The following is a 15,691-nucleotide window of genomic DNA, read 5'->3' as shown; positions in this document are numbered from 1 at the left end:
TAGCATACTATCACCTCATTATCTTATTACTATCATTATACAAGAAATGGGGAAAAGGTTATTATGTAAAATGTTAAAAAATAAAAAATGCCGACAAGTCCGTAGGACTTTGTCGACAGTCTGAAACAGCCCAAAACTGGGCTGTTCATCCACAATATTATATCTCTCTAGTATGGGGTGTTCAGATGTATTATCAACCTAAGAACTTATCAATGTCTTTAAGCATTTGATCAAGTTTTTCTATGTTTTTATCATCCATATAAATATAAACCTTACGTTCGTCAGACTCAGAACGGACTTTGCTGACACGGTCTTGATTGACTAGTTTACGAATGGATGCCAAAACTTTAGTTCGGCTAATTTCAAATGAATCTGTTGCAATCTTTAAAAAGGGCTGCATTAACATCTTTTCTTCGGTGCAATTCTCATGAACACAATTAAGTATTACAAAGTCATTCATGTTGATTTTATATGTTTCTTCAATGAAACGTGTCAAATCCATAAATTTTTTGTATTCATTGAGCAATTTCTCTAAGTTACTTTTTTTCAAAGTATACGCCTCCAGATTTTATATCGATATAATACATTAAGTATGAATATTAAAACTCTAAAAGTCTTTAGTGTTTCCCCACATTGTCTTTGCAATTTTCCTAAGTACGACAAATTGAATTGTATAAAATACAATTACCTTTTATAAACTTCAATCTATTTCGTTGTTTTATATAAAGAAATCAATTGCAATGAATTATATTCAACATCAACACTCAATGTGCCATTGTTAAAGTTGTGTTCAAATACATCAAACTTTGGATTATTGGCGTTTTTTATCTTACGTTTTAAATCTTTTGGCCATTTAAATGTAGGCATGATATTGGGTGAAATAATCTCCTTGATATTACCGTGTTTATAATCTGTTACTTCACGTGTTACCAAATAATTGTCTCTTAAACTTTTATCTTTAAAACCGATATAGAAACGATGACAACTTTGGTTACCTTCATGTATTTCATTTTCAATAATACGCCAGTCATAGACAATAATACTGTAATGTTCATCCCCACGTGTCATGAGACAAGCATCATCTTCATAGAAATAAAACGTCTCAAATCCAGACAGCTGTCTATATAAAAAGTACAATGTGGTTTTGAAACCATTTGTATCAAAAAGAAATGCGATATTCGTATCAGTACGTTGATATAAATCCACGCCGATTCCAGATAAAATACTATAAAAGCGCATAAACATATACATCATTAATGGTGTGCTATCTAAGAGACTCATATCTTCATTCAATAATTTTCTATTCGGAACATTAAGCAGTATATATTTACGTTCTTCTAAATGAACCTGTTTCATAACTGACTGCAGCGTATTCAAATTGGCTAGTTGTTTCATCGGCATTTTTTTATAAGATTTTTCCAAATAAGGATGTTTTAACTTTTCATTATCAATAAAGAAATAATCAAAATTCACTCGTTTAATTGGGAGTTCTAATGCTTTAAATTTTTCAGGATCATTAAACAATTTAGTGACATCTAGGTTGAAATTAACATTAAACCCAATTTCTTTAATTCTCATTTTTTGTATATAGATGTCTTTCAACGATTGATTCTGCAAACTAAATGTTATCGAAATCTTAGATGTATCCTTTTTAAGATATGCATAGGCTTGATGATCTGTAAATGCACGTGACTGTAATAATTCATGTTTCACATAATCAATATCTTCTTTTGATTCAAGTTCAAAAGCTACCCTCGCATTGCTTTGATAGATAGTATCAAGCATAGCAACTAGTTCACTCGTGCTAAAATGTTGATGAATCGTTGGTATACTTGGATGGATTAAGAACATCACTTCATCATCGAAATCAAAGATTTCTTGATGCCTGTGATAAACCATCACTTCCTTCAATTCTTCAAGCGTGCGAATTTGAATCGTCATCACAAACGGACGTGTAGGAGAATAGATGGGATTATTATTATCTACATAAATAATGTTCTCTTTATCTTCTGTCCAGTTCTTCAGTATGTCTTTGATTTTCTTTAAATATACTTTTTTACTTTGTTCACTGACTTCAGAATCTTGATCCTTTACTAAATAACAAAGGTCTTTACTCAGCTTAGATTTATGTCTGTAGTCATTAGGCGTGGTATCTAAATGACGTTTAAATTTCCGATAATAACCACTGAAATTACTGAAACCTACTTCTTCAGAGATATCCAAAATTTTTCGGTCAGTCGTTACTAACATTTCTATAGAAAGTCCAATTCGTAATGTTTCAATGTAATTCCTGAAACCCATATTAAATATTTTATAAAAGGAAGAAGAGAGTGTTGTCGGAGAAATATAAACTTCTTTAGCTACTGTCTCTAAAGTTAGTTTCTCTCCAATATGTTCGTTGATATAATCTACGATTTTCTTTTCTCTATAATCTAGCGAGGCAATTAACTGGTGTGACGTATGTTTGATTTCAACACTCGCCTCTTCAATTAAAATGTCGCATATCTCACTAATACATTTTTTAATCAGTTCTTCTGTTAAGGTTTCTTCAAGATACTTTTCCAATAAGATCAACATTGCTTTTTCAATTTTACTGTTCGACTGAACCATTTGAATATTAAAGCAATAATTAAAAAAAGCGAAATCCTTCTCAAGGAACCAATCACTCGCAACATAAACCATCATCATCTTTTTGTTTTTCGAAACTTGAAAAACTTCATTATGGTTGATGAGACAAACCGTGTTATTTACTGTTTCAACTTGAGCGGACCTTTGGATTTCTGCTGTATCGTTTACTGGCCAAAGTAATAACACTCCATCATAACAACGATTGGCTGGCAAATTTTCAGCTGCGTATAAATCGATAATACTACTTCTCATTTATATAACCTTTAATAAAATAAGCTGTTTTAAGTCGTAATGATACATCTCTCTTTATTTTATTCCTTCCTGTAATTTCTCTAGGACTATACTCTACAAATTTAGCATACAACGCAATTAGACACAAATTTTAAAATTTAATAGTATTTTTATGTTGTTTCAAATTACGTAACGTATGATTATATCGTACTATTCTTATCAATGATAACTAGATTATATAATATAATGAAGGACTGGAACATTGTTTTTCTTTGTTCCAGTCCTATTCTTGATGATATTAATCTCTAAAACGATTAGCTAAACTTAAGATATTAATAATAATATTCAATAAGTTCACAAATAAATTAAAGCCCATTTCACTTGGTGCAAATTGTCCTCGTTTCAATCTGTTAAAGTCATACAATGTATACAGCAAGAATAAACCAACTGCTACAACATTGATAACAGTATAAAAAATCGGGTTTTGCACAAAGAAACCAATTAAAGTGGCCACAATTAACGCGATTAATACTACAAATAGATATTTGCCGATACTTGATGCATTCTGCACGAAAAAGTATCCAATGACACCAAACGCAATAAAGGCACCTACTGCAAGTGCTACGTTTTTATAAAATAACTCTGGACCTAAATTCTGCATGTATGTCGTAAATGCAGCATAAGCTAATAACCCAATTGCTACAGCATATATATTAGAAATTAAAAAGCCGAATTTACGTGATCGATTCACAAATAACGAAATCAAAATTAATACCGTCAAACCGATAGAGAGTGGTCTTCTCCAAACATCAGGCAGATATTGGCCAAAATATGTACCAATACCAAAAATAATCCAAAAGTACATAAAGTAAAGCCAAACCTTCGCATAAGCACTCGATTTAGAGGTAGTATGTGTTGCGTTTACCAAGTTGTTCAACTCCTTCATTGAAACTATTTGTTAATTATTATTTCATAGAGTGTATTCTGATTTCCACTTTCTGATTTAGCAACTATAAATCTTCAAAGCGCTTTAATGTATTGTCATTTTTCATTACAAACATTACATCAGTATTGTCAAAATCCAAATTTTTCTTCAATAAACCCTATATTGTCTAGTGTTTTCTGAATTTTAGACAATTCAGGTTTTATTAAAAATTATTACAAGCACGTAACAACCGACAAATCACCGCATATTTTTGATAAGATGTGGAAGTATAGAAATAATGATTGATATTCGTATTACATAGTAAATATAAAACGAATGTATAATTACTGAACCAAACTTATTAGAGGAGGAATCTCATTTGAAAAAGTTAGCAGTTACATTTTCAGTTGCAACAGGTGCAGCCTTAGCGCTTACTCAACAAGATGCTGATGCATCGACACAGCATACAGTACAAGCCGGTGAATCACTTTGGTCTATTGCACAAGAATACGGCACTTCTATCGAAAGCATTAAACAAGATAACAATTTATCGAATAATATGGTATTCCCTGGCCAAGTCATTACAGTAAATGGCAGCAGTCAAAGTTCAAATACAGGGGCGACTGTTAACATTTCTGGTGGCACTCATACAGTGCAAGCTGGCGAATCATTAAATATCATTGCTAATCAATACGGTACATCTGCTGAGGCAATCATGTCAGCTAACGGCTTAAATGGTTATTTAATTCACCCTGGCCAACAATTAAAAATTTCTGGCGCAGCTGGTGGTTCAGGCGGTACACCTACAGCTACACCTGCAACGAACCAATCACCGACATTTAATCATGCTAACTTATATGACTGGGGACAATGTACTTGGCATGTATTCAATCGTCGTGCTGAAACAGGCCAACCAATCAGTACATACTGGTGGAACGCAGATCATTGGGCAAACAATGCACAAGCTGACGGTTACACCGTAAACAACACACCTGCAGCTGGTTCAATTATGCAAAACTATGAAGGACCAATCGGTCATGTTGCATATGTAGAACAAGTGAATGGTGATGGCAGTATTTTAATTTCTGAAATGAACTACAATACACCTCCAGGCATTGTCGACTACCGTACAATTCCTGCTTCAATGGCTTCTAGCTATAACTACATTCATTAATAATCTAAAAAGACGATGACGCATCGTCTTTTTATTTTGACTTAAATTTGGAAACCAATAGATGATGTAACATGCTAATCAAACTGAGCGCCTCAATAGCTTTTATATAGTTCTAAGCCCGATTTATCGCAAAAAAGCGGATCATTTTCAAAATCAGAAAATGATCCGCTTTCTATTTAATGTTCTCTATGTTTATGTCTCAATGATTGAGATTGATTATAAGAAAATATTCATAATCCAGTAAATCATTGCTGCGACGAATGCTGAAATTGGTAATGTAATTACCCAAGTCACAATCATACGTTGCGCTGTATTCCATTTAACACCTTTGATGCGGTTAGATGCCCCTACACCAAGGATAGATGAAGATACAACGTGTGTTGTTGATAATGGGAAATGTAATGAAGATGCGACGAAAATTGTTAATGCTGAAGATAAATCTGCAGCAGCCCCGTTAGCTGGGCGAATCTTCATAATGTTACCGCCGACAGTTTTGATGATTTTCCAACCACCTACTGCTGTACCTAGACCCATAGCGGCAGCACAGGCTACTTTAACCCATAATTGCGGTTCAACATTGTTACCATCTTGTAAGTTCGCAACAATTAAAGCTAGTGTAATGATACCCATTGATTTTTGCGCATCGTTTGTACCATGTGAGAATGATTGTAATGATGCTGTGAAAATCTGGAATATTCTAAAGTTGCGGTTAGCTTTTGTTAAATTCGCATTTTTAAATACGACTTTAACAATACTATACATAATGAAACCTACACAAAAGGCAATCAATGGCGATACAATCAACACAATAATAATTTTAGTGAAGCCTTGGAAATGCAACACTGAAAATGAACCTTGAGATGCAACCGCTGCACCTGCAATTGAACCGATTAAGGCATGTGATGAAGAACTTGGAATACCGAAGTACCATGTTAACAAGTTCCAGAATATCGCTGCGAAAATAGCCGCTAATACCACGACTAATCCATTTTGCAATTTAAATGGATCCACAATGTCTTTCGTAATTGTCCCTGCTACACCTGTAAATGTTAATGCACCGATAAAGTTCATAATCGCTGCTAAAAAGATTGCGCGTTTTGGTGTCAGTGCTCTTGTCGACACTGCAGTAGCTACCGCATTCGCTGTATCGTGGAAACCATTAATAAAGTCGAACACCAATGAAAAAATAACGATAGCTACAGTGATAATTATAATATAATCCATTTTATATTACTCCTTAGCTATTTTTCATGATAATTGTTTCGAAATTATTTGCGACTGCTTGGCATTTATCTGCAATGTTTTCTAAGCTTTCATATATGTCTTTAATTTTAATCAATGTGATTGGATCTGTTTCACTATTGAAGATATGTTTAATTGATTGTCTTAAAATACCGTCACAATTTGTTTCAAACTCTTTAATATTAATTGAATGAATACGCATGTGAGAAAGTTTCTTTTCTACTAATAAGCCGATAGCTAATTTCATTTCAGCTACTGCTTTTTGAATATTATCTACAAATTCAGCCATGTATTCATCTGAATACTCGATTGAATACATTTCGAACATTGCTGATGTTTCTTCCATTGCGTCTAAAACATCATCAATAGCGTTACATAAAGATAAAATATCCTCACGCTCGATTGGGGTAATGAACGTTTGGTTCAAGTCTGAGATTACTTGGTGCATTAATTCGTCACCGTGTGACTCATACGTTTTGATATTATCAGAATAAGCTTTTAAATCTAGGTGTGTGTTAAAGTCCATTTTCCCGAACTCAATTGCTGCGCGATCTAAATTGAATACCATTTCCTCCAATTTAACCATGAACTTATCCTTTTTCTTGTTAAACATTGAAAATCCTCCATTTTCAGCGATTGCTTCCCAATCACATTTCATAAATTTGAACTCAAAAGTATATAATTGTAAAAAGTAATCGTGTGATACTTTTGAAACTAATATGTATACCATCTTCACACTAGCTTCAAATAAATTTTACCTTCCTAAAAAGAAAATAGCACAAAATTTACAACACTACAATTCTATTTACAAAATCTTAACAATTGAACATAATTGTAATGTCCGATTACTTCGCTAAGTTTTCAAAATTTCCACAATCCTAAGCGAAAAGTAAATACTTCCTCTCTAAAAATTTTACCTAACTTCACCATTCTTACACATTCCAATCCAAAAAAATACTCCGAAAACTCATTATTTCAAGTTTTCGAAGTAAGTTTACTATTCTATACTATATTGACTGTTTTATAGTACGTTTTGTGTGTATATAAGCAATAATCGCAAATGATGCATAAATCAATGTATAAACTCCCATTACGATAAAGACTGGAGAATGATCATCAGACCCCATCAAATTCAAGAATGCCCATGATGCAAAGTATGCATGTGCCAAACCTACAATCAATGGCAAACCAAAGTTGAACATGATTTTAAGTTTTAAACCGTGACGCATGTCATTTTGTGTATAACCAAGCTTTCTCAATATTTTAAAGTTACCAATTTCATCTGTTGTTTCATCCATTTGTTTAATGTAGATAATACAACCTGCCGCAATTAAGAAGGCAATACCTAAGAATGATGATATGAATAAGAACATACCATTATTTTCTCTATTATCCTTAGCTATTTCTTCTTTTGTCTCATAACCTGGATCAACTTCATCCAATGCTTTCGAAGCTTCTTTCATTTGAGATTTATCTGTAATAGTAAAGCCATATTGCGGAGAAAGGTCATCTTTATCTATTTGCCCTTTCTCTTTCAATAAACGATAGTCTTCATCATTGACGATTACCAACACACCGCCACGTAACGTAAGCAAGCTGAAACGTGTATCAAGTTCAGTGTCTTGTACTTTCACACGGAAGAGTTGTTGTCCTTGTTTATCTTGAAATGCTACATATGAATCGTTAGTAATCGGTTTTAAGAGCATACCTGTTCCAAAAGGATGTGAAAGTTTTGCGGTATGATCAGAGAGTCCTGCATTGTCGACATATTTTTCACTTGTGACGCGAATACCTATCTCGTAGCCGACATTTTTCTTAAATAAATTATTCTTCTGAGACTGTACCATCAACAACTCTTTATAATTTAAGTCATAATCGATATGATGTTTTTTTAATGCTTTTTCATATAAATCCACATCATGTTTCGATTGTAATGTCACATCATATGGCGAAAACATATTGAGTTGCACTTTTTCCATCTTCATTTGTATAGCACTAAAACAAAGTACAGTTACTGTAATCGCAGAAATAACCGCAATAATAGTTAAAGATAAGGCATTCTTTTTCATACGATGCATAATAGATGACGTGAAAATGACATCATTAATTGAAACTTGGCCTTTTTTTCTTTTCTTCAATGTCTTGAATAATAAAGATACCGTACTTCTAAAGAATAAATAAGCACCGACAATTGTCAGGAGTAAAATTAAAAACGGAATAGCCATATTCGCTAAAAGCTTTGTATCAACCGCCATAACATATCCTGAAATAATCATCGCAAGCCCTACAATACCACTGATTGCTTCAAGTACTGTAATTTTATTTGATTTCACATCAGCCGTACGACGAGTTTGCATTAATCCTAAAATGGAACGTCGTTTGATAAAGATTGCGTTTTGAACAATAACTAAGATGTACGCAATTACTAACATCAATGCCGTTGCGCCTACTGCTTTTAAGCTGAAATGCAGATGTACCGTTTCATTCATTTGCATTAATTTCGTCACAATCAATAATAAAATTCTAGACCCTACTAAGCCGACAACTATGCCGACAAGACCTGTGACAACAAATATCGCAAATTGCTCTAACATCGACATACGAACTACATTTGCTTTCGTTAATCCGATTAATTGATAGAGTCCAAGTTCTTTATCTCTTTGTTTAATGAAGAGCTGATTCACATACATTAAAAAGATTATAATGATAATGAACAGTACAACACTACCTAAACTCGCGCCTTTTTGAATTAATTTCGAAGATTCACTATTATTGATTGTTTCTGTATATTTTAATGTCACAAAGCTAAAGTACAAGGAAATACTCATTATGAGAGAAAAAAGATATAAACCATAATGTCTGATGTTTTGTCTTAAGTTCTTTAATACAATATGTCTAAACGTCATAAGACACACCGCCCAAGACGCTTTGTGCTTGAATGATTTCCTTATAGAACGCTTGTTTAGAACGTTCACCTTGGTATAGCTCAGAATGTATTTGACCATCTTTCAACATGATGACACGGTTTGAATAACTGGCTGCTGCCGGATCATGTGTCACCATTAAAATAGTCGTATCAAAGCGTTCATTCATATTTTTCAAACGTCTTAATAAATCTTGTGCACTTTTAGAATCTAACGCCCCTGTCGGTTCATCTGCGAAAATAATTGCTGGACGTGTGATAAATGCACGGGCTGCAGAAACTCTTTGTTTCTGACCACCTGAAACTTCAGATGGATATTTATTTGCTAAATCTCTGATACCTAATGTTTCTGTCACTTCATCAAATCGTGCATCCACTTCTTTTTTGGATAACTTTTGAATAGATAACGGCAACATAATATTTTCCTTAACTGTCAACGTGTCTAATAAATTATAATCTTGGAAAATAAAGCCGATTTCTTTTTTACGCACTTCTGACAGTGCTTTGTTACTTAATTTCTGCAATTGATGTCCGTTAAGTTCCACTGAACCTTGTGTTATATAATCAATGGAGCTTAACATATTCAATAATGTCGTTTTACCAGAACCAGACGGTCCCATAATTGAAATGAATTCACCTTTTTCAACTTTAAACGAGATGCCTTTCAGCACTTCATGCGCCACATGCTTATTTCCAAATACTTTTGTTAAATTGGATACTGTTAGAATTTCCATTTTTTGCGCTCCTTTTTTCTTAACTCTTGTATTTATAGTGTACGCATAAGTGATTTTATGGTCGTTGATTTGATATTACAAAACGCATGTTTAAAGTGACGATTTTGTCACTTCAGACATACGTTCTAACATTTCGTTCTGTTTAGGGAAGATAAAAGAGACTGTTGTCCCTTCTTCTGCAATAGAATCAACCGATACTTGTATATGTAATGGCTGTTTGATCCACTAAATATAAACCTAAACCTGAAGAAGTTGTCTCGTGGCGGTATTGTGTTGACGTAAAACCACGTTCAAATATACGCGGCATATCTTGAGAAGCAATTCCGCGTCCTGTATCTTTGATTTCAAGCACAATATGTCCTTCGACTTCTTTAGTGATGATTTGTATCTCTGTACCCGCTTGACTGTATTTCACCGCATTTGAAAGGACTTGGCGAATCATCATCTTGCACCATTTCATATCTGTAAAGACCTTATCTTCTTCATTAAAGTCTATATCGAACCCAATACCGCGCTGTCTACAAATATTACGTGTTAACTGAATTTCTTCAATCACCATACGTTTTAATGAAACGCCTTCAAAATATAAATCTTGGTGCTTTTGGCTTAATCGTGATAAATACAATTGTTGGTCTAACATTTCATTCATGCGTGACCATTCAAACAATAAAGCTTGTCGACGAGTCATATCTTCTTCTTGATCAATGATTAATTTCAATGCGGTTAAAGGTGTTTTAATTTCATGCACAAATTCCGTTAGGCTTTGTTCATTTTCTTTTAATTGCACAGATTGCCTAGATACAATTTGTTTTTGTCTTTGAATCATCAGATATAAATATTGTAAGACTTCGTCTTCCATCGGAGTATTGGCCGCTTCTTTATGCTTCAACTCCTCAACCTCTTTCATTTCAGACAATTTTTTGTTGAACGAAGTTTCATAGTTGTAAGAAAAAATGAGGAACACCAATGTGAAGATAACATTACATAAAATGACATAAAGCATAGATTCAACAGATAAATTTTGATCTAGTACAGCTAAAATCACTAAAAAGATTTGAAAGCCAACAATCAACGCCAACCAATTCAAACGAGAGACTAAGTAATTTGAGATACGTTTAAATATTGTCATGTGCTAAATATCCTTTGCCGACCCGTGTTTCAATCGCATTAGTTAATCCAAAGTCTGCTAACTTTTTACGTAGTCGATTGATATTAACCGTCAACGTATTATCACTCACAAACGCTTCATCATCCCATAACGCCGTAATGATCTCATCACGACTGACAATTTGATTACGATGTTTTAATAAAATCTCTAGAATAAGCATTTCAGTTTTAGAAAGATGTGCGGTTTCATTTCCTCTCTCTAATACGCCTTTACCAAGGTCCACTTGAACATCGCCCCATGACAACATACGTTGCTCCTCTAGATTGAATTGATATACACGGCGATATATGGCTTTAAGCTTCGCGATTAAGACATTAGTATAGAAAGGCTTCTGCATAAAATCATCTGCCCCTAGTTCCATACTCATAACTTGATCCATTGGATTATCTCTCGCTGATAAAAATAAGATAGGTACATTCGATTGATTACGTATTTCACGACACCAATAAAACCCGTCATATTTCGGCAACTCTACATCCATGATAATAATTTCTGGTTGTTCCTGTTCAAATGCTTCCATAACTTGATTAAAATCATCAATACCAGACACTTGCAAATCCCAATGTTCTAGTTCTTTTTTTAATTGTTCAAATAAGGACTTGTCATCTTCTACCAATAAAATTTTCATGTTATCACCTATTATTTTTATTTCGAAATTATTTCAAAACTGTTTCATTTACATTTCACAACTTTTATTTTACACTTATCTTTGTGCGATTCTCTAACAATCATTGCGTTCTATCATTTTAAAGTAAAATGAAACTAAAAACGATGCAGACAATCGTTATTTACGCTATACTCAGTGTAATACTACCTTATATTATGGAGGGTGTCTATGGAACATACGATTAGAGAAATAAGTATCAATGATGCAGATGCATATATTGCTTTATTAAAAGATATCTATGATGAATCTAGCTATATGCTGTATAGCCCTGGCGAATATGTGCCATCTCTTTCAAGCGCATTACAGCAGCTTGAACATTTTATCACTTCTCCATCGAATACTATTTATCTTGCAGAAATCGACGGTAAGTTGATTGGTTTTGCGATTGTCACATCTCGCGAATATGAACGTACACGCCACGAAACACGCGTGCGTCTTGGCATTCGCGCACAATACCGCAGCAAAGGTGTTGGACAATCATTATTAAATGCAGTGGATGCATGGGCATACAATCACGATATTCGTCGTTTAGAAGCATTAGTTGTCCCTCAAAATGAGCATGCTGTAGATTTATTCAAATCAGCAGGCTATCAAATTGAAGGCGAAATGCGCGATAAACTCAAAATAGATAATAAATACTATAGTGAATACGTTATGGCTAAACTATTGCACTAATATTTCTCCTGATATGTCACAAACATATCAGGTTTTTTATTACTTTCATTTTCTATTTTACATATAACCCACTTATTATCTTATAACAAAAAGAAGTATCTACAAAGCCAATTACTTTGTGATACTTCTTTTAAAATATGATCTGTTGTTAACATACTAATCCTTATAAGGATTTAATTGAATCGGTTCAAATTGCTCATCTGGATTTTTAATCGTTGTTGAGCTTGTATTTCTACTTAAGAAACGTTGTACAGAGACTAGATTTTCTTTTGATTCTGGTAAGTTTAAATGGAATTGATACTGATGTCTTAAATGGTGTGACCCATCAAAAAAGAATGTATCGACTGATGTACCGTCTTCTTCTAAGACCCGTGCAAATTCTCGATTTTGACTGAAGAATGGATCTGCATCCCCAACAGATAAGAAAGTCGGTGGATAATCTTTTGTGACATGTTCCACTGTCGACATTTCAGATAAATCTCTGAATTCACTTTCCCACTCTTCTGTACCAGTATAACTTCTCATAAAGAGTTGAATACGTGGGAACTCTGTTTCTCTGACTGTATTCATGTTATAGAAACCACCGAAAAAGATAGCTGCACGAATATTTTTCGGTTTGAAACGTTGTTTAAAGTGCATATCTTTTCTTAACTGTTCATCTGTTTGAATCGCAGTAAATTGACTGGATAACTGTGCACCTGCTGAGTCCCCGCCGAACACCACTTGCGTAAAATCAATCGGCAATTCATGCGGATTCTTTTTAATGAATTTTACAGCTTGATCCATTTGAATTAAAGGGGTCGGATATTTGTACTGTGGTGCTAAAGCATAGTTAATATTCACTACAATATAGCCTTGTTCTGCGATTTTTGCCAACAATGGATTTTTATATTGTTTATCACCCGCAATAAAGCCGCCGCCATGCATCCAAAAAATCACTGGTAATTTCACATCTTTATCTAATTCTGCTGGTGTGATGATATCAAGCTGACTCTTCGGGAATGCTTTACTATATGTAATATTATTAAAGACCTTTACATTATTATTGTTAATCGCGACTTTAGGTTTCATATTTTGTTTATGCTGATAGTCCATATAAAGTTTTATACCAACACCGACAGCGATGCCTAATAACACGAAGATAATCGCACCGATTGCCAGCCATTTTTTTCTTCGACTGTTCATTTGATTACCAAGTCCTCTCTTTATTCTATCGGCAAGATAATTTCCAGTTTGTATTTATTGTACTTTATATTTAAAGTCATCTCAAAGGGTGAAATCAAGAAAAATAGCGCAGCAAAATCAGCTGCGCTATACCTATTGTTTTCATCATTACTGCTTACAAGCAGTAAGTTGACCTTCATTATTCATAAGTTTTCTGCTATATCTAGTAAATGTCACACATTGGGCAATTTATGCGATATGTTGTTCATTCTCTTTTTTACGTTTGAAATATTTCACTAACACGCCAATAACAATAGCAAGTCCGATAACACCCATTGTTGGGTATAAGAAGTTGATCAGACTTGAGAAACCTACGAAACTTAATCCGTAAGCGACAAGCATCATAATCACGATTAAAATGTGATATTTTTTGCTATAAGGTGTTGTGAATCTTGCTGCGAATGAATAAAGCAGACCCAAAATTGTGTTGTACATTACGGCTAACATCACAATTGACAATACAATTGTTACGATTGGGTGAATACCATTCGCTAATGTCAATGTTGGAATAGCCGCTTCTTTGATTGCTGGGAATTCAGTTTGCAATGCAAATGTAATCAATGCTAACAGAATCGTATAAATGATACCGCCGAACATTGCACCGGCACCTGATACTCTTCTACGACTTGCGTCACCGCCGATAGCGACGATTGTACTAAATCCTACCGCAAACGCTAAACCGCCGTAAACTGTTCCCATGATAATGCCCCAAAGCGGACTTGTCTTAGGCATTTCTGCATTAATTTGATTAAATGGCACTTGACCTTTAAATAGGTAAACACCTGCAATCACAATCACTAAGATGATTAAGAAAGGTGTTACCACACCAAGTGCGCGGACAATCTTATTGAAGTCCATAAGTAATGTAATATAAATAGCAATTACCATAATCAGTGAACCTAACCATGTAGGGATGCCATAACTTTCATGGAATGCAGAACCTGCCCCTGCAATCATTGTGACAGAAATTCCGAATAAGAAGAAGACCAGTATATAGTCGACGATCCGTCCAACGTATTTTCCAAATAAATATGCCAAAGTTGATTCGTGGTTTTCAGCATCGAAAGCTGTCCCTATCTTTGCGACCTGTCTTCCGATGAATCCTAAGATAATACCTGAAATTAAAACACCGATATAAGCCCATAGACCATATTCAGTGAAGAATTGCATAACTTCTTGGCCTGTTGAAAAACCTGCGCCGACGACTACACCGACATAGGCAAAGCCAATTTTTACTGTTTCTTTATTAAACGTCATAATAACGTTGAATACCTCCTCGTGTAATTAAAAACAATGCTTGCCAACGTTAATACTTACTATCCATAGCTTATGTTTCTGTCTTTTTCTGAAAAAGGCCATTACTTATTCCATGAAAAGTATATAGTAACAATAAAACACTCAATTGCGCAATAGCCGTTAAGTGTAATTACCCAAACACAACAATAAATTACCCTCAATTTGATAGAATTACTCATTAAACTTTGTAAACATACCCATTAGTAAAACTTATGGATAAATATCACTTTTGTGCAAAACAAAAAGGATACCTCATGTGAGATACCCTTTAATTCATTTTAAATTCATTATTTTGCATCACGATTTTGGTTCAGTTCATCAATGCTGACCACCACGTTATCCATTCGTTTCGCTGTCTGTTTAAGGATATTACGGGCTACGTTATTATTAGGATCTAATTTCAAGATCTGTTTAGAAATATCGAAAGCTTTTTTATCAGAAATAACAGGTTCAGGAATTGCATGGAGCAACAACATTTGTAGTAAACTCTTCACTTCTTTGCCCTCAGTGAGTTTTATGGAAGCTTCTGCATGATAGTAAGCAGAATCCAATGCACCTTCTAAGTCACTTAATGGATAAACAAGAAGCAAGAATGCTAAATCATGCATTTCCGCTGTTTCTCCATCTTTGATCATATCTAAGATACACGTATAAAACATAACATTTTCTGCTTCATGCGCACTTGAAATGTAATGTTCTTCAAATTCCATAAAATCTGATTCGGACATTAATCGTTTCACAGATTCAAATTCGCCGTTTAAGACATGTCGCTTGATTAAATCTTTCATGCCAATGTCCTCCTAT

Annotated in this window: 13 protein-coding genes and 1 pseudogene; 2 read left to right on the top strand and 12 right to left on the bottom strand. The window is 34.1% G+C overall.

Annotated features, from left to right (window positions below):
- Nucleotides 1-193: 193 nt before the first annotated feature.
- From KRR19_RS07025 to KRR19_RS07015, 3 genes are all read right to left on the bottom strand, one after another.
- Nucleotides 194-550 (bottom strand): transcriptional regulator, SarA/Rot family, encoded by a 357-nt coding sequence (locus tag KRR19_RS07025; protein ID WP_002481446.1) that lies wholly within the window; start codon nt 548-550, stop codon nt 194-196.
- A 155-nt stretch (nt 551-705) separates the two neighbouring features.
- Entirely contained in the window at nt 706-2,880 is a 2,175-nt protein-coding gene (locus KRR19_RS07020) for a helix-turn-helix domain-containing protein (RefSeq protein WP_216733556.1), read from the bottom strand.
- Between the two features lie 277 nt (nt 2,881-3,157).
- Nucleotides 3,158-3,805, bottom strand: coding sequence for a Bax inhibitor-1/YccA family protein (locus KRR19_RS07015; protein ID WP_070848311.1), 648 nt, complete (start codon nt 3,803-3,805; stop codon nt 3,158-3,160).
- 358 nt (nt 3,806-4,163) lie between these two features.
- Here KRR19_RS07015 and KRR19_RS07010 point away from each other — a divergent pair, with 358 nt between their 5' ends.
- On the top strand, nt 4,164-4,958 hold the full coding sequence (locus KRR19_RS07010; protein WP_061054879.1) for a CHAP domain-containing protein: 795 nt from the start codon (nt 4,164-4,166) through the stop codon (nt 4,956-4,958).
- Nucleotides 4,959-5,174: 216 nt separating this feature from the next.
- Here the strand turns inward: KRR19_RS07010 and KRR19_RS07005 are convergent, their stop codons facing one another.
- The 6 genes and pseudogenes from KRR19_RS07005 to KRR19_RS06980 all read right to left on the bottom strand — a co-directional run bounded on the left by KRR19_RS07005 (nt 5,175) and on the right by KRR19_RS06980 (nt 11,653).
- Nucleotides 5,175-6,182, bottom strand: coding sequence for an inorganic phosphate transporter (locus KRR19_RS07005; RefSeq protein WP_002481442.1), 1,008 nt, complete (start codon nt 6,180-6,182; stop codon nt 5,175-5,177).
- Between the two features lie 13 nt (nt 6,183-6,195).
- Entirely contained in the window at nt 6,196-6,813 is a 618-nt protein-coding gene (locus tag KRR19_RS07000; protein ID WP_002481441.1) for a DUF47 domain-containing protein, read from the bottom strand.
- A 394-nt stretch (nt 6,814-7,207) separates the two neighbouring features.
- On the bottom strand, nt 7,208-9,028 hold the full coding sequence (locus tag KRR19_RS06995) for an FtsX-like permease family protein (RefSeq protein ID WP_242543387.1): 1,821 nt from the start codon (nt 9,026-9,028) through the stop codon (nt 7,208-7,210).
- 67 nt (nt 9,029-9,095) lie between these two features.
- On the bottom strand, nt 9,096-9,857 hold the full coding sequence (locus tag KRR19_RS06990) for an ABC transporter ATP-binding protein (protein ID WP_002481439.1): 762 nt from the start codon (nt 9,855-9,857) through the stop codon (nt 9,096-9,098).
- Between the two features lie 90 nt (nt 9,858-9,947).
- A pseudogene (locus KRR19_RS06985) lies at nt 9,948-10,986 on the bottom strand (sensor histidine kinase).
- Nucleotides 10,973-11,653, bottom strand: coding sequence for a response regulator transcription factor (locus KRR19_RS06980; RefSeq protein ID WP_002481437.1), 681 nt, complete (start codon nt 11,651-11,653; stop codon nt 10,973-10,975). The pseudogene KRR19_RS06985 and the gene KRR19_RS06980 overlap by 14 nt, the downstream one beginning before the upstream one ends.
- 207 nt (nt 11,654-11,860) lie before the next feature.
- Here KRR19_RS06980 and KRR19_RS06975 point away from each other — a divergent pair, with 207 nt between their 5' ends.
- Nucleotides 11,861-12,367 carry a GNAT family N-acetyltransferase gene (locus tag KRR19_RS06975; protein WP_002481436.1) on the top strand — a complete coding sequence of 169 codons (507 nt, stop codon included), beginning with the start codon at nt 11,861-11,863 and terminating at the stop codon, nt 12,365-12,367.
- A gap of 156 nt (nt 12,368-12,523) precedes the next feature.
- On the opposite strand, the gene KRR19_RS06970 is transcribed toward KRR19_RS06975, so the two are convergent.
- The 3 genes from KRR19_RS06970 to KRR19_RS06960 all read right to left on the bottom strand — a co-directional run bounded on the left by KRR19_RS06970 (nt 12,524) and on the right by KRR19_RS06960 (nt 15,675).
- Nucleotides 12,524-13,552 (bottom strand): alpha/beta hydrolase, encoded by a 1,029-nt coding sequence (locus KRR19_RS06970; protein WP_070848315.1) that lies wholly within the window; start codon nt 13,550-13,552, stop codon nt 12,524-12,526.
- 228 nt (nt 13,553-13,780) lie between these two features.
- Complete coding sequence (locus KRR19_RS06965) at nt 13,781-14,848, bottom strand: YkvI family membrane protein (RefSeq protein WP_023015440.1); 1,068 nt, start codon at nt 14,846-14,848, stop codon at nt 13,781-13,783.
- A gap of 326 nt (nt 14,849-15,174) precedes the next feature.
- Nucleotides 15,175-15,675 carry a hypothetical protein gene (locus KRR19_RS06960; RefSeq protein ID WP_156666600.1) on the bottom strand — a complete coding sequence of 167 codons (501 nt, stop codon included), beginning with the start codon at nt 15,673-15,675 and terminating at the stop codon, nt 15,175-15,177.
- Nucleotides 15,676-15,691 lie beyond the last annotated feature (16 nt).

Origin of the sequence: Staphylococcus sp. CWZ226, from assembly GCF_018986355.1 — a bacterium.
GTDB classification, from domain to species: domain Bacteria; phylum Bacillota; class Bacilli; order Staphylococcales; family Staphylococcaceae; genus Staphylococcus; species Staphylococcus simulans.
Note: the sequence above shows the minus strand (reverse complement) of the source record. Positions and strands in the feature narration are given on the sequence as shown.

Coding starts and splice junctions, on each gene's coding strand:
- KRR19_RS06975 (WP_002481436.1), top strand. CDS start 11,861: ATGGAACATACGATTAGAGAAATAAGTATCAATGATGCAGATGCATAT.
- KRR19_RS06970 (WP_070848315.1), bottom strand. CDS start 13,552: ATGAACAGTCGAAGAAAAAAATGGCTGGCAATCGGTGCGATTATCTTC.
- KRR19_RS07020 (WP_216733556.1), bottom strand. CDS start 2,880: ATGAGAAGTAGTATTATCGATTTATACGCAGCTGAAAATTTGCCAGCC.
- KRR19_RS06990 (WP_002481439.1), bottom strand. CDS start 9,857: ATGGAAATTCTAACAGTATCCAATTTAACAAAAGTATTTGGAAATAAG.
- KRR19_RS06980 (WP_002481437.1), bottom strand. CDS start 11,653: ATGAAAATTTTATTGGTAGAAGATGACAAGTCCTTATTTGAACAATTA.
- KRR19_RS06960 (WP_156666600.1), bottom strand. CDS start 15,675: ATGAAAGATTTAATCAAGCGACATGTCTTAAACGGCGAATTTGAATCT.
- KRR19_RS06995 (WP_242543387.1), bottom strand. CDS start 9,028: ATGAGTATTTCCTTGTACTTTAGCTTTGTGACATTAAAATATACAGAA.
- KRR19_RS07005 (WP_002481442.1), bottom strand. CDS start 6,182: ATGGATTATATTATAATTATCACTGTAGCTATCGTTATTTTTTCATTG.
- KRR19_RS07015 (WP_070848311.1), bottom strand. CDS start 3,805: ATGAAGGAGTTGAACAACTTGGTAAACGCAACACATACTACCTCTAAA.
- KRR19_RS07000 (WP_002481441.1), bottom strand. CDS start 6,813: ATGTTTAACAAGAAAAAGGATAAGTTCATGGTTAAATTGGAGGAAATG.
- KRR19_RS06965 (WP_023015440.1), bottom strand. CDS start 14,848: ATGACGTTTAATAAAGAAACAGTAAAAATTGGCTTTGCCTATGTCGGT.